The organism is Microbulbifer sp. ABF4_148 (assembly GCF_056158985.1).
Genome location: NZ_JBSWUI010000001.1, coordinates 2611045 through 2629652, shown reverse-complemented (window position 1 = coordinate 2629652; position 18608 = coordinate 2611045). Strand labels below are relative to the sequence as shown.

At 56.3% G+C, this 18608-nt stretch carries 20 protein-coding genes; 3 read left to right on the top strand and 17 right to left on the bottom strand.

Annotation, left to right across the window (positions count from 1 at the left end; all coding sequences use genetic code 11):
* Positions 1 to 105: 105 nt before the first annotated feature.
* From prpC to ACXAD0_RS11545, 3 genes are all read right to left on the bottom strand, one after another.
* Entirely contained in the window at positions 106 to 1230 is a 1125-nt protein-coding gene (gene prpC / locus ACXAD0_RS11555; RefSeq protein ID WP_475088555.1) for a bifunctional 2-methylcitrate synthase/citrate synthase, read from the bottom strand.
* A 75-nt stretch (positions 1231 to 1305) separates the two neighbouring features.
* The gene (gene prpB, locus ACXAD0_RS11550; protein ID WP_475088553.1) at positions 1306 to 2190 is read right to left on the bottom strand and encodes a methylisocitrate lyase; all 885 of its coding nucleotides are present in this window, start codon (positions 2188 to 2190) and stop codon (positions 1306 to 1308) included.
* 8 nt (positions 2191 to 2198) lie between these two features.
* On the bottom strand, positions 2199 to 2906 hold the full coding sequence (locus ACXAD0_RS11545; protein ID WP_475088551.1) for a GntR family transcriptional regulator: 708 nt from the start codon (positions 2904 to 2906) through the stop codon (positions 2199 to 2201).
* A 323-nt stretch (positions 2907 to 3229) separates the two neighbouring features.
* Here ACXAD0_RS11545 and ACXAD0_RS11540 point away from each other — a divergent pair, with 323 nt between their 5' ends.
* Positions 3230 to 3757: a DUF2062 domain-containing protein gene (locus ACXAD0_RS11540; RefSeq protein WP_475088549.1), complete on the top strand. Its 528-nt coding sequence runs from the start codon at positions 3230 to 3232 to the stop codon at positions 3755 to 3757.
* Between the two features lie 20 nt (positions 3758 to 3777).
* Here ACXAD0_RS11540 and ACXAD0_RS11535 read toward each other — a convergent pair whose 3' ends face one another.
* From ACXAD0_RS11535 to ACXAD0_RS11515, 5 genes are all read right to left on the bottom strand, one after another.
* On the bottom strand, positions 3778 to 4068 hold the full coding sequence (locus tag ACXAD0_RS11535; protein ID WP_475088548.1) for a hypothetical protein: 291 nt from the start codon (positions 4066 to 4068) through the stop codon (positions 3778 to 3780).
* Between the two features lie 31 nt (positions 4069 to 4099).
* Positions 4100 to 5365 carry a lipoprotein-releasing ABC transporter permease subunit gene (locus ACXAD0_RS11530; protein WP_475088546.1) on the bottom strand — a complete coding sequence of 422 codons (1266 nt, stop codon included), beginning with the start codon at positions 5363 to 5365 and terminating at the stop codon, positions 4100 to 4102.
* Positions 5358 to 6107, bottom strand: a complete 750-nt coding sequence (gene lolD / locus ACXAD0_RS11525; RefSeq protein ID WP_475088544.1) for a lipoprotein-releasing ABC transporter ATP-binding protein LolD — start codon at positions 6105 to 6107, stop codon at positions 5358 to 5360. The genes ACXAD0_RS11530 and lolD overlap by 8 nt, the downstream gene beginning before the upstream one ends.
* Before the next feature lie 34 nt (positions 6108 to 6141).
* Positions 6142 to 7383 carry a lipoprotein-releasing ABC transporter permease subunit gene (locus ACXAD0_RS11520; protein WP_475088542.1) on the bottom strand — a complete coding sequence of 414 codons (1242 nt, stop codon included), beginning with the start codon at positions 7381 to 7383 and terminating at the stop codon, positions 6142 to 6144.
* A gap of 88 nt (positions 7384 to 7471) precedes the next feature.
* Complete coding sequence (locus ACXAD0_RS11515; protein ID WP_475088541.1) at positions 7472 to 9103, bottom strand: alpha/beta hydrolase; 1632 nt, start codon at positions 9101 to 9103, stop codon at positions 7472 to 7474.
* A gap of 244 nt (positions 9104 to 9347) precedes the next feature.
* Between ACXAD0_RS11515 and ACXAD0_RS11510 the strand changes: the two genes are divergently transcribed.
* Positions 9348 to 9650, top strand: a complete 303-nt coding sequence (locus ACXAD0_RS11510) for a hypothetical protein (protein WP_475088540.1) — start codon at positions 9348 to 9350, stop codon at positions 9648 to 9650.
* A 152-nt stretch (positions 9651 to 9802) separates the two neighbouring features.
* Positions 9803 to 10813: an extracellular catalytic domain type 1 short-chain-length polyhydroxyalkanoate depolymerase gene (locus tag ACXAD0_RS11505; protein WP_475088539.1), complete on the top strand. Its 1011-nt coding sequence runs from the start codon at positions 9803 to 9805 to the stop codon at positions 10811 to 10813.
* 20 nt (positions 10814 to 10833) lie between these two features.
* Here ACXAD0_RS11505 and ACXAD0_RS11500 read toward each other — a convergent pair whose 3' ends face one another.
* The 9 genes from ACXAD0_RS11500 to ACXAD0_RS11460 form a co-directional block, all read right to left on the bottom strand.
* The gene (locus ACXAD0_RS11500; RefSeq protein ID WP_475088538.1) at positions 10834 to 11298 is read right to left on the bottom strand and encodes a thioesterase family protein; all 465 of its coding nucleotides are present in this window, start codon (positions 11296 to 11298) and stop codon (positions 10834 to 10836) included.
* Positions 11295 to 12692: a Si-specific NAD(P)(+) transhydrogenase gene (sthA, locus tag ACXAD0_RS11495; protein ID WP_475088537.1), complete on the bottom strand. Its 1398-nt coding sequence runs from the start codon at positions 12690 to 12692 to the stop codon at positions 11295 to 11297. Before sthA ends, ACXAD0_RS11500 begins: the two co-directional genes overlap by 4 nt.
* Positions 12693 to 12800: 108 nt before the next feature.
* On the bottom strand, positions 12801 to 13034 hold the full coding sequence (gene nqrM, locus ACXAD0_RS11490; protein WP_475088536.1) for a (Na+)-NQR maturation NqrM: 234 nt from the start codon (positions 13032 to 13034) through the stop codon (positions 12801 to 12803).
* 2 nt (positions 13035 to 13036) lie between these two features.
* On the bottom strand, positions 13037 to 13957 hold the full coding sequence (locus ACXAD0_RS11485) for an FAD:protein FMN transferase (protein WP_475088535.1): 921 nt from the start codon (positions 13955 to 13957) through the stop codon (positions 13037 to 13039).
* Positions 13958 to 14106: 149 nt separating this feature from the next.
* The gene (nqrF, locus tag ACXAD0_RS11480) at positions 14107 to 15330 is read right to left on the bottom strand and encodes an NADH:ubiquinone reductase (Na(+)-transporting) subunit F (protein ID WP_475088534.1); all 1224 of its coding nucleotides are present in this window, start codon (positions 15328 to 15330) and stop codon (positions 14107 to 14109) included.
* A gap of 18 nt (positions 15331 to 15348) precedes the next feature.
* Complete coding sequence (gene nqrE, locus ACXAD0_RS11475) at positions 15349 to 15957, bottom strand: NADH:ubiquinone reductase (Na(+)-transporting) subunit E (protein ID WP_475088533.1); 609 nt, start codon at positions 15955 to 15957, stop codon at positions 15349 to 15351.
* 3 nt (positions 15958 to 15960) lie between these two features.
* Entirely contained in the window at positions 15961 to 16617 is a 657-nt protein-coding gene (locus ACXAD0_RS11470) for an NADH:ubiquinone reductase (Na(+)-transporting) subunit D (RefSeq protein WP_475088532.1), read from the bottom strand.
* Positions 16618 to 16619: 2 nt separating this feature from the next.
* The gene (locus ACXAD0_RS11465; protein WP_475088531.1) at positions 16620 to 17402 is read right to left on the bottom strand and encodes a Na(+)-translocating NADH-quinone reductase subunit C; all 783 of its coding nucleotides are present in this window, start codon (positions 17400 to 17402) and stop codon (positions 16620 to 16622) included.
* Positions 17395 to 18606 carry an NADH:ubiquinone reductase (Na(+)-transporting) subunit B gene (locus ACXAD0_RS11460; protein ID WP_475088530.1) on the bottom strand — a complete coding sequence of 404 codons (1212 nt, stop codon included), beginning with the start codon at positions 18604 to 18606 and terminating at the stop codon, positions 17395 to 17397. The genes ACXAD0_RS11465 and ACXAD0_RS11460 overlap by 8 nt, the downstream gene beginning before the upstream one ends.
* Positions 18607 to 18608: the final 2 nt, after the last annotated feature.

Genomic DNA, 18608 nt, shown 5'->3' with positions numbered 1-18608 from the left:
AAACCGGTTAAATCTTGTTGTCTTTGGCCAAAGGGTCGTAGATCCCAGCCTCGCCAGGACCTGCGCAAATACAGTGAGGCCGGCATTTGCCGGCCTCATTCTCAATCAGCGCTCGTCGATCGGTGTCACCTTGCGCAATTCCGGGCCGGTGTATTCGGCGCTTGGACGGATAATGCGGTTGTCAGCGCGCTGCTCAAACACATGGGCAGCCCAACCGGTTACGCGGGACATAACGAAAATCGGCGTAAACAGCTTGGTGGGAATACCCATGAAGTGATAGGCAGAGGCGTGGAAGAAGTCGGCGTTACAGAACAGCTTCTTCTCACGCCACATCACTTCTTCACAACGTACAGATACGGGATACAGGACGGTATCACCGACATCGGCACCCAGCTTTTCAGACCACTGCTTGATAATCTCGTTGCGCGGATCGGATTCGGTATAGATCGCATGGCCAAAGCCCATGATCTTTTCCTTGCGCTCCAGCATGCCCATCAGGCCAGCCTCGGCTTCGTCCGCAGACGTAAAGCTCTCGATCAGCTCCATCGCTGCTTCATTGGCACCACCGTGCAGCGGGCCACGGAGCGAACCAATCGCACCGGTTATACAGCTGTACAGGTCAGACAGAGTCGAAGCGCAAACGCGCGCCGTAAAGGTGGACGCATTAAATTCGTGCTCTGCGTACAGGATCAGGGAGACATTCATCACCTTCTCATGCAGCGCATTGGGTTTTTCACCGCGCAGCATATGCAGGAAGTGCCCGCCGATAGAGTCATCATCGGTTTCGGTTTCAATGCGCACTCCATCGTGGCTGAAGCGATACCAGTAGCAGATAATTGAGGGGAATGCCGCCAGCAGACGATTGGCCTTTTCCAGCTGCTGGTCAAACGACTCTTCGCCTTCCAGATTGCCCAGCATGGAACATCCGGTTCGCATAACGTCCATCGGATGTGCTTCGGCGGGGATACGCTCCAGAACTTCGCGCAGTGCCAGCGGCAATCCACGCTGGGACTTCAGCAAGCCGCGGTAGTCTGCCAATTGACTGCTGGTCGGTAGTTCGCCATAGAAAATCAAATAGGCGACTTCCTCAAAACAGCAGTTTTCTGCCAGGTCTTTGACGTCGTAACCACGGTATGTCAGGCCGGAACCAGACTTCCCTACCGTAGAAAGTGCCGTTTTGCCCGCTACCTGTCCGCGCAGGCCGGCGCCACCCAGTTTTTTCTCAGCCATCGTTATTTCCCTTTTATTGAAAGAGTATTAGTTGCCCGAGCGAGCATATTGCTCCCCTCGGGCCAACGTTCTGACTTAGCCCTTGTCTTCGAAGAGCGCGTCCAGTTTCTGTTCAAATTCGTGGTAGTTCAGGTAATCATACAGCTCTTCACGCGTCTGCATCTGATCTACTACCGCCTGCTGATCGCCATTCTGGAGAATGCTGTTATAGACATTTTCCGCTGCACGATTCATCGCGCGGAACGCAGACAATGGATACAACACCATATCGGCGCCAGCCTCTGCCAGCTCACCGCAGTTATACAGCCGCGTCTTACCGAATTCGGTAATATTGGCAAGGATCGGTACCTGCAGCGCATCTTTAAACGCGCGATAGTGCTCGAGCTCCGTCACTGCCTCGGCAAAAATACCGTCGGCGCCGGCTTCGATACACGCCTGCGCACGATCGATAGCGGCATCGAGGCCTTCCTGGGCAAAAGCGTCTGTGCGGGCCATGATGAAAAAGTCATCATCGGTACGCGCGTCGACAGCCGCCTTGATCCGGTCCACCATCTCCTGCTTGCTCACAATTTCCTTGTTAGGACGATGTCCGCAGCGTTTTTGTGCAACCTGATCTTCGATATGCACCGCAGCAGCCCCTGCGCGGATCATTTCTTTTACGGTGCGCGCAATATTAAACGCCCCGCCCCAACCAGTATCGATATCAACCAGCAGCGGCAATGCGCTCGCCGCCGTAATGCGACGCACATCTTCCAGAACGTTATCCAGGCTCGTCATGCCCAGGTCTGGCAGTCCGTAGGACGCGTTGGCAACACCCCCGCCAGAGAGATAAATCGCCTTATGGCCGATACGCTCGGCCATAATTGCACTGTAGGCATTGATGGTGCCAACCACCTGCAGCGGGGCATTCTCAGCAAGTGCCTTGCGGAAGCGACCGCCCGCCGTCAATTTCTGGCTCATGATTCACCTCATTTTTGTGTATTAACTGTTGATGCTTGGGAAAGTTTATTTTCGATGTTTCGTCGTGATGCATTGATATGGCGGCGCATCAGCAACTCTGCCAATTCACCGTCTCCGGCCTCGATGGCATCGATAATATGGCTGTGTTCGCGGAACGCACGCTGGGCCCTCGGACTGGCCATCCCCAATTGGTAGCGATACATCCGCACGCGGTAGTAGAGCCGGTCGCACAGCGTTTCGATTAGCAGGTCATTTCCGGACGCTTGCACGATCCGAAAGTGGAAGTCGAAGTCACCCTCAGGCTGAAAATACGCCGTACCCTGCTGCAGTGCCTCCTGGGATTGGTGGGCCTCGAGCATTTGACGCAGCGCAACGATGTCAGCCTCTTCTCGCCGTTCAGCGGCCAGCCGGCATGCCATGCCCTCAAGCGCTTCACGTACATCGTAGAGTTCGAGCAGGCCGCGCTCACTGAGCTGCACGACTCGCGCACCGACATTGACTTTGCGTTCCAGCAACCCCAATGACTCCAGTCGCATCAGTGCCTCTCTGAGGCTACCGCGGCTCGCTTCGAAGCGCCTTGCGAGCTCTGGTTCACTAATCTTGCTGCCGGCGGCCAGACGCCCTTCGACAATATCGGCGCGCAGGGATTCATACAGGCGGTCAGCAATGCTCTGACCCGCACTGGATGAGCTAACCTCTACTGACTTTTCAGCCATAAGACACCAAATTGTCGACACTTTTCATGGGCGACAACCTTAAATCAGTGAAATACGTGAGTCAAGGCGATAAATCAAGGACACATTGTTGACACATTGTCGAATTCTGGCGGTTTGGCGGGGAAAGTAGTCTTGTTATGCGTGAGCAGGCATAATACCGGCCGCGCACTGGGGTGCCGGCGCCTTCCGATCTATGCTGAAAAGGAAGCGCGACGGGAAATGCCCGACTGGAGTGCGAACCAACTGAATAGCGACCGCAATTGAACAGCGAGTTAGAAGGGTTTGCAGGATCTGGGCTGCCGGTTTCCGAGTTAAGAGACGTTATGCCGAAAAGTATCTTCAAGCGCTGGCTGCCAACTCCCGAACAGGTCCGCGCCAATCAGACCCTCCAGTTTTGCGGCAACTTGCTGCATGACCCCAACCTGTTCCACCTCAATCGCCACTCCGTTTCTGTTGCTTTTGCCGTCGGCGTCTTCGTCAGCTTCCTGCCACTACCCGGTCAAATGGTCATCGCTGCGCTGCTGGCACTCTGGTTTCGCTGCAACCTGCCCCTATCGATGATTCTGGTGTGGATTAGCAACCCGGTCACGATGCCCGCAATCTTTTACACCACCTACAAAGTGGGCGCATGGATTCTCGGCACGCCACCGCTGGACTTTCAGATAGAATTGTCTTGGGAGTGGTTGAGCTCGGAGTTCGGGAAAATCTGGGCGCCGCTGTTCTTTGGCTCACTTCTGTGCGGGATGATTCTGGCCACCCTTGCCTACTTCATCATGCAGGCTCTCTGGCGATGGCACGTGGTCAAGCGCTGGAAACATCGCCTCGCCAAGCGCTCTTCAGTACTGAATTAAACCTCTCACAGTCCGTATTCTCAGGACTCCGTCAAAGCACGATTCCAGCAGTAAGCGACCATTGCGTAGTAGGCGATGAAAAACAGGGCGAGCCCGACCAGCAGAGTCAGCAGCCAGTCCAACGCGAGCCCACGCTTGAGAAACAAAATAACGGACAGGATCGACCACGTATACAACGTGTAGAGTGTTGCTGCGCCCACTATTCGGGAACGATCAAAACGGCGATCAACGTCTGGTCGCAGAAAGGAAAATGGCCACCACACCACCGAAGGTCGGTGCACCCGGGCAATAAACTGTACGAAGCTAAACAAAACGGCCTCAGAGATTCTGCCAGTTAACTTTTTATTGTTCGTTACGCAACGCGACCGCTGGTTGCACTCGGCTCGCCTGCAGAGCAGGATACAGAGTCGCCAGCAGGCTCAGCAGGAAGCCCGCCCCCACGACAAGCGCAACATCCCCCCACTGAAGTTCTGACGGCAGGTAATCTACCGGATACACGTCGGACTTCAGAAATTGTATCCCGAAGATCGATTCAAGCCCGGCAACCAGATCTGTCACCACCAGAGATAAGCCAATCCCCAGCAAACCACCAACCACCGCACCAATGAGGCCCACCAGCATTCCCTGACTCACAAAGGTGAGCAGGATTTCGCGTGTGCTTGCCCCCATCGTGCGCAAGATGGCGATGTCACCGTGCTTGTCAATCACCACCATCACGAGCGTGGACACGACGTTAAAGGCAGCGATGGCAATAATCAGCAGGACCAGCAGACTGACCAGGTTCCGTGACATTTGTATGGCCTGGTACAGGTTGCCGTGTGTGCGACTCCAGTCGCTGCCATAAAAGTTCCGCGCGGGAAGTTCGCGCATCAGGTCTCGCATTATCCAGTTTGCACTGAGCATATCCTCCAGCCGCAACTGGACACCCGCCCCGCGCTGGCCATTTGCCAATGTGCGCGCCTGATCCCAATCGAGCAATGCCAGGGAATGATCCAGCGCCGTACCCGAATGGAAAATGTCGACCACGCGGAACCCTGCCAATTGGGCGGAGGCACGCCCACTGCCCGTGGTGCTGTTGTTTGGCACAATGAGTGATACGTGATCCCCGCTTGCGACACCCAGCTTGTCGGCCAAACCGCGGCCAAGAATCACGCCAGGATCCTCAAGGTCGCCAAGCTGGGAGAAAGACTGGTCATGGATAAACCGACCAATATTGGATACAGCGCCGATCGTCTCCGGATTCACCCCCTGGGCCAGTACCGGCGTCACTTCTCGGCCATACCGGGCCAGCGCGTTGACCTGCCAGACCTCGGCCGCTGCGATTACCTCCGGTTTTGCTTCGAGCTCCTGACGAACTGACGGCCAGTCAATATCCGTACTCTCGTTATAGATCGTCGCATGCGGCATGATGCCCAGGATCCGATCGCGCAATTCGCGATCAAATCCATTCATCACCGACATCACCACAATCATCAATGCGACACCAAGGATCAAGCCGACCATCGACAAGCCAGAGATGAAGGACACCAGGCCACCGGAATCCCCTCCCCCTCGGCGCTGTGCACCTGCGTAACGCTGGCCAATAAATGCTGGAAGCGGCTTAAACACGTTGATCCTCACCCGACTCAGACACCAAGTGCCCATCAACCAGGTGCAGACAACGATCCAGCGACGCTGCCAATTCAGGGTCGTGGGTCACAATCACGAAACTAATGCCAAGCTCCGAATTCAGCTTGTCCATCAAACGGTGGATATCCTGCCCGGTCGCCCGGTCAAGGTTTCCGGTAGGCTCGTCCATCAATACACAAGCCGGCCGGGTCACCAACGCCCGGGCAATTGCGACACGTTGGCGCTCGCCTCCGGAGAGCTGTGCGGGCTTGTGGTCCAGTCGCTGCCCCAGCCCAACCGCGTCCAGCATGGCTGCTGCCTCGCGGCGGGATTCAGTGACTGACTTTTTGCCGATCAATAAAGGCATTGCGACATTTTCCAGCGCAGTGAATTCACCCAGGAGGTGGTGAAACTGGTACACAAACCCGAGACTGGTATTGCGCAACCATCCGCGCTCATTGGCATTCAGCTCAGAAAGTGTGCGTCCCGCGACCGAGACCTCACCAGAGGTTGGCGTATCGAGACCACCAAGCAAATTCAGCAGCGTAGATTTCCCCGAGCCGGAGGCGCCTACGATAGCGAGTTTCTCCCCCTGGTGGACGGACAACTCCACCCCGGTGAGCACTGGCAGCTCACGTCCGCCCTGCTCATAGCTCTTGCACAAACTCGAACAGGCGAGCACTACCGGCTGTTCACCTACCGATTCACCAGCTAAACGATCGATCTGGACTTGGCTGTTCATTGTGTTCTCTCTGACGGATGGCTGGATCCGTGAATCATTCATATCGGAGCGCTTCCGCGGGCTCGATCTGCGCAGCGCGCCACGCGGGATACAGCGTGGCCACCAGACTCATCAACACCGCCGCTGACAATACGACCACCGCATCCCCGGGACGAAATTCAGACGGCAGGAAGCTAACGAAAAACACCCGGGGATCGAAAATTTTGGCGCCCAGCAGATTCTCTACCCAGGTCACCATGTCGGTCAGGTTCAACGCAATCAGAATACCCAGGAGGGCGCCGGCCAAGGCACCAATGATCCCGATCGCACTGCCCTGAATCACAAACACCGACATAATTTGTCGCGAGGTCAGGCCCAGCGTGCGCAATACGGCGATATCCGAACGCTTATCCGCGACCATCAGGACCAGGGCCGATACGATATTGAAGGCGGCCACCGCAACGATGATCATCAGCATCAGCGTCACAACGGTCTTTTCCATTTTCACGGCCTGGAACAGGCTCCCCTGCGAAAGGCTCCAGTCTTCACCACTAAACCCGTCGCCAAGCGCACCCGCATAGGCGGAAACACGCCCCAGGGCATTGTTCATATCGTCAAAACGCAACTGCAACCCCTGGGTGCGCCCGCGCATCCGGAGCAGGCGAGCCGCGTCTTCAATGTGCATCAGGGCCATACCTTGATCCACCTGCGCACCCACAGAAAACACGCCGGAAACGGTAAAACGCTTGGTCCGTGGGAATATCCCTGCGGGCGTGATCACCACTTCAGGCAGAGTCAACATCACCGAGTCCCCGGGGATGACGTTGAGCTGGCGCGCCAGGATACGCCCCAGGATGATGTTGTAGCTCCGCGGCTGCAGGCTCTCCAGGTCGCCCATCATCATGTGGTCACCGACTTCACTGACCTGCCGAAGAGCGATAGGGTCGACGCCCTGGAACTCCACCCCATGGCTATCGCCATTCGCCCCCAGGAGTGCGAAGCCACGGACATAGGGGCTGACACCCACCACATGCGGCTGGTCCTGGAGCTGTGTGGCAATACCCTGCCAATCGTCCAGCCCCCCTTCCCGCTCAACGAACCCGTGGGGTACCACGCTCAGGATTCGGGTCTTCAATTCACGGTCAAAACCGTTCATCACGGACGTCACGATGATCAGGGCCATGACCCCAAGCGCCATACCGAGCAGGGAGAACCCATTGATAAAGGAAATGAACTGCTGACGTCGTCGAGCCGACGTATAACGCAATCCAATAAAGAGAGGGACAGGCTTTAACATAGGGCGATTTAAACGGAAAAACGCGAAGAAATCCAAGTGTTTATCATCGTGCTCTCACTTTGTGGGGCGCGTTGGCCCCACCGTCAGATCACTTCTTGTTGTACTGTTCCAGGCGGGCGTTCAAGCGCTGAATCGCTTGCTGGTCCCACCCCGGAGGCTGGGTCAACGCCAGCCAGGCGCGCGTATAGTCAGGCGGCGCGTAACTATGACCAAATCCCGGTGGGGCAATACCCGCGTGCATGTCCGCCGCCAACTGCAGAAAGGTCACGATGGGGTACCATTTTAGATCCGGCGAGACGTCCGGCGCCCGGGGCATATCCATCCAATCGGGCTTGCGATACATCGCTTCCGGATCAAAAAACACAATCGGGTCACTACCGTGTTGAAGATAGGCGATGCGGAAATTACCCCATGGAACCCGGCCTTTCTGGTATCCGCCGAAATGGTTGCCAAAGCGCACCACCGCCCCACCTCGAAACTCGGGCAACCATGCCGGTGACCCCTCGTCTCTTTCGGCGGTTACCTTGCGCCAGGTATCGCTTCTGAAGGGAGGACCAGTCCAAAGCGCCCCATGAAACGGCTCATCGATAATGTCGTAAAGATCGAAAGACCGATCGGAATTCATCGCCCCCAGGCTCAAACCAAACAAATAGAGCTTTGGCCGGGACGATCGCGGTAACGTCCGCCAGTAGCCATAGACAGCCTGAAACATTGCCCGGGCGCTTTCCACTCCGTAAGCATCCTGGGTCATGAGCGCAATGGGACTGGGCAGGTAGGAATACTGGGCAGCCACACTGGCGATATCGCCCCGATGGAGGTATTCCACCGAATTGATTGACCCCGGATCGATCCAGCCCGTTCCAGTGGGGGTGATCAAAATCAGCACAGAACGATCAAAGCCGCCAATCCGCTTCAGTTCGTCCAGCGCCAGCTTCGCACGCAGCTCCGGTGTCTTGGCCGCATTGAGGCCCACATAGACACGGATGGGTTCACGCGCCTCACCCGCGACCGCGCGGATATCTGCCTCTGTTGGACGCAACGACAGGTATCGCCTGCCCTGATGCCCCATCGTCTGCCAGTCCAGCAGGGAGTCCGGGCCGCCCGAGCTCAATTTTCCGGTTGGCGCCGGGAGGTCAGGCTGCATCCGGGCATCAAGACGACGGTATGCGTCATCCACTGCATGCAGGGCCGTGTTGATGAACACATCATTGACCACGATCCAGAACAGAAAGAGTGCCAGCCCCAGCCCGACTACCAGGGACACTCTCGGTGGAATTACCCGCTCAAATTTGCGCGACAGTGCTCGATAGGTCCGACGAAACAGCCTGCCGATAAACAGGAAAAACAGGAACACCAGCCCGGCAACGACCGCCACCGTTATGGGGCGAATACCGGAAACCAGCTCCATCCCCATTAATGAACGCACCGAGTTCTGCCAGTTACTCGCCTGCCAGAGGAAACCAAGCAACACCAGCGCACAGAAAATGATCGCCACCCAGGCAATGACACTGCGAGTTTTGCCGCGGGGCCGCGGGAGCTGCAGGTAATCCCACAGCCACATCAGGAACGTGCCGACCCCGTAACCCGCTACAAAGGAAACGCCGGAGATCGCCCCCTGAACAAAATCGGTACGGGGAATAAGGGAAGGAGTGAGCGAAGCAGCAAAGAAGGTGGTACCAACCAGCAAGCCAACGGTAGAAAAATATTTCCCGACATCCATTTCTTGCCCACCTCAGGCTCCTGAGACTGCCTATCAGCCTAGCATATGCCGACGGTCTGGCACGGAAGGCCCTCTCATTGGCCGCTACGACGGGAAGGTACGGCAGGGTAATTTATAATCAGCCACCAAGAACGCGCGCCGCACCCTTGATCCAATTTGAAAAACGTGAATAAATCCAAGTGTTTAGGCAGAATACCTGCTTTAATACCGCCGTTAAGCAAAATAACTTCGTCCGGAGAGACCCATGGCCCGTAACGCCTTCCACCGCACCACACTGGCTGCCGCTTTCGGTGGCGCACTCAGTTTCGTTTCGGCATTCGCTGTCGCGGAAGAGGTCGAAGTGCCCGTGGGCCAACAGGGCTTTGTCGCCGAAGTAGAGACACTGCGCGGCCTTGAGAAGGAACAGGTGACGACCGAGCTGGGCGAACCCGTCGCGATCGATGGGCCAGTAGGCGAGCCCGCCATCAGCCGCTGGGAATACACCGACTTCTATGTGTACTTTGAATGGGACAAAGTCCTGCATGTCGTGGCAAAGCCCCGCGGCTAAGCCAATCCCGTTTTTCGGCGTGCTGCCCTCCGGCACGCCGACCATCCGCACACACCTCATACCAAGGGAGTACAGAGTCGCTCCACCCCTCCTGATACAGTGGAAACTGGGCGCTTTCATGGCGCAGAAAACTGTTCACCAAGCTGGAGCCAATGATGGGCATTTCTCGCACCCTCTGTACCTCCCCGCTCTTCGCGGGCTTACTGTTCCTCACCACTTCAACCATTAGTCACGCCAGCACGAGCGATGCAGCATTTGGCTGGCGCGCAGAGCAGCCTATAGGCGGAACACTTGAGGCATTCGTTCATGTCCCGGAAAACGAGATATCCGGTGACGGCGGACGCGCGCTAATGGTGAGCCTGCACGGCTGCGTGCAGACCAATGACGCGATGAAAAGCGCGGGAAATTGGGCCGCGGTTTCCGAAGAGTACGGCATGGTCGTCGCGCTACCGCAGGCTTCTGGTGAAGGGCGCTTCGGATTTATGGGGTGCTGGAACTTCCATCAGGGAACCGAAGCACGTCATGACAGCAGCGATCACGCCTATCTGATTGCGCTCGTTAGGGAGCTGCTCGCAGACCCCAGCCTCGAGATCGATGCCGACCAGGTTTACCTGACAGGCCTTTCTTCCGGTGCCGGTATTGCCTACCAGCTGGGATGTATGGCGCCTGATCTCTTCGCGGGTATAGGAATCGATGCTGGCCTGGCACCAGGCTCACGGGGTGAAGCGGCTGACCTGCGCTCCCCCGCCATTTCAGTAAAGGCCGGAACCGATAACTGCCACCAATATGGCTCAGCGGCGCTCGGGGAAGCAGCGCAGGAAAAACTGGCCTCGCAAATCTGGAACACCGTACACGGTAAAAACGATAACGTGGTAGCCCCGGAGCACGCTACCCGAAACGCGGACATTGCGCGTACCGTATACGCAAGCGACGCACCGCTACCAGCCTGCAAGGAGAGTGGTATCTCCATGAGCTCTGAAACGATAGAGGTAACGGAGTGGTGTGACACAAAAGGACCGAGAGTTTCCCGGGTATTGGTCGAAGGGCTCGGCCATGCGTGGCCATCGGGCGGGGAAGACGGCACCTTTATCCAGGGCAAACCATTCAACTATCCCAAATGGGTTACCCAATGGTTCTTCGAAAACAACCGCCGCGCTAACTGAACCGGAGAACTGGCGCCGATTCAGTACAGGTAGGTCGCGGTTCCCGTTGCGATCAATTCATCGAGCTCATTGAAGAGCTCCATCCGGGTGACAACTAACTTGTTACCGGTACGCAATATGGAACCGTGACAGACAAACTGCTCTCCACGACCTGGCTTGAGGTAATCGACCCGCATATCGACAGTACCCAGCTTGGACAAGCGATGGGTCTTTTCCTGCCAGTCAACATCACCCAATCGCTGGTACGCCGCTACCAGCGCTGTCAAACCTCCCACGGTATCCAATGCAGTGGCTATCACACCACCGTGCAGGATGTTCTTCCAGATGTTGCCGATCAGTTCTGGCTTCAATTCAAAGCTGGCTGAAATTGTGAGCTGCTCAAGATCCAGCTCACGCATCTGCAGGCCAATCTGCTGGTTAAAGGGAATCTTTTCAAAGAATCCCTTTACCAGCTCCTGAAACTCACTCGGGGAGGGTTCAGTCACAGGCGCATTACCCGGTTGAGTCCATCCAGGGCGGCACTGCGATAGGCCTCTGCCATAGTCGGATAGTTGAACGTGGTATTGACGAAGAAATCGATGGAATTGTTCGGTGCAGGCTGTTTCATAATGGCCTGCCCGATATGCACAATCTCCGCAGCCTCAGCACCGAAGCAATGAATGCCGAGAATCTCACGGGTTTCGATGTGGAAAAGAATCTTCAGCATGCCCACGCGTTCACCGGAAATCTGCGCACGCGCGGTATGCTTGAACAGGGCCCGACCAACTTCGTAAGGCACTTTGGCCTCGGTCAATTCGGACTCGGTCTTGCCGACAGAAGAGATCTCCGGCAGCGTGTAAATGCCGGTAGGTGCATCCTCAATGACACGATGACCCCGGCCCGCGATCGCCGCGGCTACCGCCCTGCCCTGGTCATAGGAGGCGCTGGCGAGACTCGGCCAGCCGATCACATCACCCACCGCAAAGATACTGTCCACTTCGGTGCAGTAATGCTCATCTACTTTCAGCTGACCCCGGTGGTTAGCTTCCAGCCCAACGTTTTCCAGACCGAGGCCGTTCGTATTGCCGGTACGGCCATTACACCAGAGCAGCGCATCGGCATGGATTCGCTTGCCGGACTGCATCTGCATGATGACGCCATTGGAATCGGACTCTACCTTGGCGTATTCCTCCTGATGGCGAACCGTCACACCCATATCACGCAGGTGGTAGCTCAGTGCATCAGAAATCTCGTCGTCGAGAAATTCCAGCAGACTGCCACGAGTATTGATCAGATCAACCTTGACGCCGAGCCCGGCAAAGATGGAGGCGTACTCACAACCAATCACACCTGCCCCATAAATCATCATGGATCCGGGCGTATGCTGCATATCCAGAATGGTATCGCTGTCGTAAACCCGCTCGTGGGAAAAATCCACATCGGACGGATGGTACGGACGGGAGCCGGTCGCAATCACGAATTGCTTCGCACTGATCACCTCGGTGGCACCATCCTGCAGCTGCACTTCAACCGTATTGGCATCGCGGAAACGAGCTTCACCAATGACCAGTTCCACACGATTGCGCGCATAGAAGCTGGTATGCATCTCTACCTGATAAGAGATGACTTTGTTGACGGTCTGCATGACCTGCGGAAACGTCAGGCGTCGAGGTTCGCCAAGCGCACGGAAAACCGATTGGGTATTGTAGCGCATCAACTGCTTTACCGAGTGACGCAGCGCCTTGGAGGGAATCGTACCTTTGTGGGTACAGTTCCCGCCCACCGCGGTCCGCTTCTCGATGACCGCGACACGCATTCCCTTTTTGGATGCGCTCATTGCCGCCGCTTCCCCGGCGGGTCCTGACCCGATAATCACCAGGTCGAATTTCTGCTCTGCCATGAAACTGCTCTGTCAGTGGGGAAAACAGGCTGCCACGATCTTCGCGCGCCCCACCCCTAGTCAATTTTGTATTCAGCCAGTCAACCGCTCGACGGTTGGCCCGCGCGCTCAGCGCTTGCTGGCGTCGTAGGCAAGATCTGCGTTTTCAGCTTGCAGCTTCCGCTCTTGCTCTTTTTTACATTCATCATCGTCACCGCCACAGACGGGACAGTCTTCTTTCATACCAATTTTGTTGAGCCCGCCGCAGGAACCCTTCAACGGCTTGTTCTGGAAAATCGCACCCAGAGCCATTCCGGCGACGACCAGCGCCATTGCGATAAAAGCAAAGATATAAATTGCCACGATTATGACCTCTCTAAATATGCGCGAAACGCACTGCTAAAGCGCTCTTCAAAGCCAGAGTCGCCTTTCACCAGCATGTACACGGCCAAATTTTCCTGCTCAGCCAATTTTAAGCCCGCCTCGGCACCCATCACACTCAGCGCCGTGGCCAGACCGTCTGCCTCTGCACAGCTCTCGGTAATCACTGTCACAGACGCCAGTCGGTGTGTGACCGGGCGTCCGGTGCGCGGATCAATAGTGTGTGAATAACGGACACCGTCGCGCTCGAAATAGTTCCGGTAGTCACCACTCGTGGCAACCGACATACCGCTAACCCGAATCGGTCGTTGAACCACCTCCCCGGCAGGGTCCGGACTTTCGATACCGATACGCCAGACTTCCCCGCGCGCACTCACGCCCCGGGTTCTGAGTTCCCCACCGATTTCGACCAGGTAGTTCGAAACTCCGGAGGCCTCCAACAGTTGCGCCACCCGATCGACGCCATGGCCCTTGGCAATGGCTGACAGGTCTACCGAGACATCTTTCTGTCGCGTGAGTGTGGACGCAGCGGAATCCAGCAACAGTGCATCGGACCCCACACGCGCCAGCGCCGAAGCAATGGCCTCTTCCGCTGGCACGCTGTCTGGCTCCGGCTCAGGGCCGAACCCCCACAGGTTTACCAACGGACCGACAGTTACATCGAACGCGCCATCGCTCCGTCGAAACAAATCGAGAGACATCCCAACCACTTCCGCGAGTGGTGCACTGACATCGATCGCGTTACCGATCGGCGCGCGATTGAATCGCATCAGCTCAGAATCGGGGATGTACGTCGACATCTCGCTATTCACATCGCGCAGCTCTTCATCGATCAGCTGCTGCAGCGCCTCACGCGATAAATCCTGCGGCGCATCCACCACAGTGATGTGATAGCGCGTGCCCATGGTCGGACCCACGATCTGCCAATCGCGCTCCTGACCGGAACACCCGGCCAAAAACACCAGACAGAAAAGCAAAAACAGGGCCCGGAATTTGGGCCCTGTTTTTGTTGTTGTCGGCTGTTGTAAAACGTTCAGCTGATTAACCATTCAGGTTAGCCACCGAAGTCATCCAACAGGATGTTCTCTTCTTCAACACCCAGATCCTTCAACATGTTGATGACAGCTGCGTTCATCATGGGCGGCCCACACATGTAGTACTCACAATCTTCCGGCGCCGGGTGGTCCTTCAGATAGTTTTCATACACAACGTTATGGATGAACCCGGTGTAACCCGTCCAGTTGTCCTCAGGCTGAGGATCGGACAGCGCAATGTGCCACTGGAAGTTATCGAATTCGTCCTGCAGACCGTTGTAATCGTCCTCGTAGAACATCTCACGCAGAGAGCGTGCACCGTACCAGAAGCTGATCTTGCGCTTGGAGTGCAGACGCTTCAGCTGGTCGAAGATGTGCGAACGCATCGGTGCCATACCGGCACCGCCGCCGATGAAGACCATTTCATTGTCGGTTTCCTTGGCAAAGAACTCACCGAAGGGACCGTACACCTTGATCTTGTCGCCCGGCTTCAGGCTAAACACATAGGAAGACATCTGGCCAGGCGGCACACCTTCAGTACGCGGCGGCGGCGTGGCGATACGGATGTTGAACTTCACAACACCTTTTTCTTCCGGGTAGTTGGCCATGGAGTACGCACGGACAACCGGTTCGTCGACCTTGGATTCCAGATTAAAGAAGCCAAAGTGCTCCCAGTCACCACGGTACTCTTCCTCGATTTCGAAGTCAGAGAACTTAACATGGTGGGGCGGCGCTTCGAGCTGTACGTAACCGCCAGCACGGAAGTCGACGTTCTCGCCTTCCGGCAGCTTCAGGGTCAGCTCTTTAATGAAGGTGGCTACGTTGGGGTTGGACTCAACCTCACACTCCCACTGCTTCACGCCAAACACTTCTTCCGGCACTTCAATTTCCATGTCCTGCTTCACAGCAACCTGACAGGAAAGACGCTTGCCTTCTTTGGCTTCGCGCGGGGTGAAGTGGGCAGCTTCGGTCGGCAGCATGTCGCCACCACCGGAAGTCACTTTACAGACACACTGGGCACAGCTACCGCCGCCACCACACGCCGAGGCGAGAAACAGGTTGTTACCTGCGAGGGTCTGCAGCAATTTGCCGCCCGCTGGTACCGTGAGAGTCTTCTCACCGTTCACCAGGATGTTGACGTCACCGGTGTTTACCAGGCGGGAACGGGCAACCAGGATAACGGCCACCAGCGCCAGCACGATGATGGTAAACATCACAACGCCGAGGGTAATTTCAATATTCATTCGTTTGTGCTCCCCCGCTTAGATATCGATACCGCCGAAGGACATGAAGCCCAGGGACATCAGACCAACGGTGATAAAGGTGATACCCAGGCCCTTGAGGCCATCCGGTACATCGCTGTACTTGAGCTTTTCACGAATACCGGCCAGTGCGGTAATCGCCAGCGCCCAGCCAAGGCCTGCGCCAAAGCCATACGCCACACTCTCGCCAAAGTTGTATTCACGCTCAACCATGAACAGAGAGGCACCCATGATGGCGCAGTTCACGGTAATCAGCGGCAGGAATACACCCAATGCGTTGTACAAAGCCGGCACATACTTATCCAGGAACATTTCGAGGATCTGTACCAACGCAGCAATTACGCCAATGTACGACAGCAGGCCGAGGAAGCTCAGGTCAACATCCGGGTAACCGGCCCAAGCCAACGCACCATCTTTCAGGAGATAGGTGTAGATCAGGTTGTTAACCGGAACAGTCAGGGTCAGTACGAAAATTACCGCGATGCCGAGACCGATTGCGGCATCGACTTTCTTGGACACTGCCAGGAAAGTACACATACCGAGGAAGAAGGCCAGCGCCATGTTCTCGACGAACACTGCGCGGATAATCAGAGAAATAAAATGCTCCACGGATCAGGCCTCCTGCGCTTTGGTGTTGTGCGCAATCTTGAACTCGTCCTCTTCCACCTGCGCGGGCTTCCAGGCACGGATCGCCCAGATAAACAGGCCGATCAGGAAGAAGGCACTCGGCGGCAACAGCAGCATGCCGTTCGGGACATACCAGCCACCGTTGTTAACGGTTTCCAGGATCTCGATACCGAACAACTTGCCAGCACCGAACAGCTCACGGATAAACGCCAGCGCGATCAGGATCACACTGTATCCCAGGCCGTTGCCGAGACCATCGAAAAAGCTCGCTTTCGGCCCATGCTTCATGGCAAAGGCTTCCGCACGGCCCATCACGATGCAGTTGGTAATGATCAGACCGACGAATACGGACAACTGCTTGGAGATGTCGTATGCCAGCGCCTTGATCACCTGATCTACCAGGATTACCAGAGAGGCAATCACGGTCATCTGAACAATGATACGAATGCTGTTCGGGATCTGGTTACGGATAATGGAAACCAGAACGTTGGAGCAGCACACCACCACAGTGAGTGCAACGCACATCACCAGGGTGACTTTCATGGAGCTGGTAACCGCCAGTGCGGAACAGATTCCGAGAATCTGCAGCGCGATGGGGTTGTTGTTAAAAATCGGTTCCAGCAGCGTTTCTTTAGTCTTCATGCTCACGCCTCCCCTGCTTTCAGGTTTTTCAGGAACGGACCGTAGCCATCTTTTCCAAGCCAGAACTCAACAAGGTTGTCGACACCCTTGCTCGTCAGGGTCGCGCCAGACAGGCCGTCGATCTTGGAGTCTGCGCCAGCACTGTTCGGATCAACCGCACCCTTCACGACTTCGAGAGCCGGAGTGCCATCCGCAGCGTAGGCTTTTTTGCCTACCCACAGTGCCTTCCACGCAGGGTTGTCTACCTCACCACCGAGCCCCGGGGTTTCCTTGTGCTCGTAAAAGCCAAGGCCGGCAACCGTGTCGAGATCGTTCTGCAGTGCGAGGAAGCCATACAGCTGACCCCACAGACCGTAGCCACGAACCGGCAGGATGATTTTTTCCAGCTGGCCGTCTTTCTCAACGAGGTAAACCTCTTTGACGTTTTCACGGCGAATGATCTTGGCGATATCCTGATCGGCACTCAGCTTCTCACTGGCGGACGGAATCTTGGCTGCAGCGCGACCGCTGCCACCAGCCGGAGCCTGGTCAGTGAATTTGCCGGTGTTCAGGTCGACATACTTGATGGTGACGTTGGCAAACGCCTCCTCAACTTCTGCCTTACCAGCTTTATCAGGGTCGATCAGGCCACCTGCCAGCAGTACGTTGCGCTTCAAATCGAGCGCCGCATTTGCCTGCTGCATGGGCTTGAGCATGACCGCAGCGGTGGAAACCACTACGGAACACACGATACACAGCACCAGGGCTACGATCAGTGTGCCTTTAACGGAATCTTTATTAGCCACGTGCCAACCTCCGTTTGATATGAGACTGCACCACAAAGTGGTCAAACAGCGGGGCGAACAGGTTCGCGAACAGGATCGCCAGCATAATGCCTTCCGGGAATGCCGGGTTCACAACACGAATCAACACGGTCATCACGCCGATCAGGATGCCGTACCACCAGCGACTGGTGTTGGTCATCGCGGCAGAAACCGGATCGGTGGTCATGAAGATCATGCCGAATGCGAAACCGCCAACCACCAGATGCCAGTAGAACGGCACATTGAAGAACGGGTTGGTTTCGGAACCGACAAAGTTCAGCAAGGTCGCCGTTGCCGCCATACCCAGGAAGGTACCCGCGACGATACGCCAGCTCGCAATCTTCATGCCCATCAGGATGATGCCAGCAATCAAAATAACGAATGTAGAGGTTTCGCCAATGGAACCGTGCATATTGCCGAAGAAGGCATCCCACCAGGTCAGTGCGCCACCAGCGGCAGCGATCTGGCCATTCTGGACGCCTTCGCTCGCCAGTACAGACAACGCGGTAGCACCGGTGTAACCGTCAACCGCGGTCCACACCGCATCACCGGACATGGAAGCCGGGTAGGCAAAGTACAGGAAGGCGCGTCCGGTCAGGGCCGGGTTCAGGAAGTTTTTACCGGTACCACCGAAAACTTCTTTACCAATCACGACACCGAAGCTGATACCCATCGCAACCAGCCACAGAGGCAGGTCAGGCGGACAGGACAGCGCGAACAGGATGGAGGTTACGAAGAAACCTTCGTTGACCTCATGGCCGCGAACTGCCGCAAACAGCACTTCCCAGATACCACCCACAATAAAAGTGACGAGGTAGATCGGCAGGAAGTACATGGCACCGTAGACGAAATTGTCCCACAGGCTACCGGCGTTGTAGCTGGTCAGTGCGCCGATGATGGCGTGGCGCCAGCCGTCAAACTCGGTCGTGCCCATTTCGGCAATGATGGAGTTGGCCTGGTAGCCGATATTCCACATACCGAAGAAGGCCGCCAGCATGGCACAGGCCCAAACGGTGATCATGATGCGTTTCAGGTCAATGCCATCACGCACATGCGCAGTTGTCTTGGTACGCTCATTCGGCTGGAACAGGCCAGTATCGATGGCCTCATACAGCGCGTAGAACTTTTCGTATTTGCCGCCTTTGTGGAACTGCGGCTCAATGGAATCGAGGAATTTACGCAACATCC

Bases quoted from the DNA above. Each gene is read 5' to 3' on its own strand.
- prpC (WP_475088555.1), bottom strand. From the start codon at position 1,230: ATGGCTGAGAAAAAACTGGGTGGCGCCGGCCTGCGCGGACAGGTAGCG.
- prpB (WP_475088553.1), bottom strand. From the start codon at position 2,190: ATGAGCCAGAAATTGACGGCGGGCGGTCGCTTCCGCAAGGCACTTGCT.
- ACXAD0_RS11545 (WP_475088551.1), bottom strand. From the start codon at position 2,906: ATGGCTGAAAAGTCAGTAGAGGTTAGCTCATCCAGTGCGGGTCAGAGC.
- ACXAD0_RS11540 (WP_475088549.1), top strand. From the start codon at position 3,230: ATGCCGAAAAGTATCTTCAAGCGCTGGCTGCCAACTCCCGAACAGGTC.
- lolD (WP_475088544.1), bottom strand. From the start codon at position 6,107: ATGAACAGCCAAGTCCAGATCGATCGTTTAGCTGGTGAATCGGTAGGT.
- ACXAD0_RS11520 (WP_475088542.1), bottom strand. From the start codon at position 7,383: ATGTTAAAGCCTGTCCCTCTCTTTATTGGATTGCGTTATACGTCGGCT.
- ACXAD0_RS11515 (WP_475088541.1), bottom strand. From the start codon at position 9,103: ATGGATGTCGGGAAATATTTTTCTACCGTTGGCTTGCTGGTTGGTACC.
- ACXAD0_RS11510 (WP_475088540.1), top strand. From the start codon at position 9,348: ATGGCCCGTAACGCCTTCCACCGCACCACACTGGCTGCCGCTTTCGGT.
- ACXAD0_RS11505 (WP_475088539.1), top strand. From the start codon at position 9,803: ATGATGGGCATTTCTCGCACCCTCTGTACCTCCCCGCTCTTCGCGGGC.
- sthA (WP_475088537.1), bottom strand. From the start codon at position 12,692: ATGGCAGAGCAGAAATTCGACCTGGTGATTATCGGGTCAGGACCCGCC.
- ACXAD0_RS11485 (WP_475088535.1), bottom strand. From the start codon at position 13,957: ATGGGCACGCGCTATCACATCACTGTGGTGGATGCGCCGCAGGATTTA.
- nqrF (WP_475088534.1), bottom strand. From the start codon at position 15,330: ATGAATATTGAAATTACCCTCGGCGTTGTGATGTTTACCATCATCGTG.
- ACXAD0_RS11470 (WP_475088532.1), bottom strand. From the start codon at position 16,617: ATGAAGACTAAAGAAACGCTGCTGGAACCGATTTTTAACAACAACCCC.
- ACXAD0_RS11460 (WP_475088530.1), bottom strand. From the start codon at position 18,606: ATGTTGCGTAAATTCCTCGATTCCATTGAGCCGCAGTTCCACAAAGGC.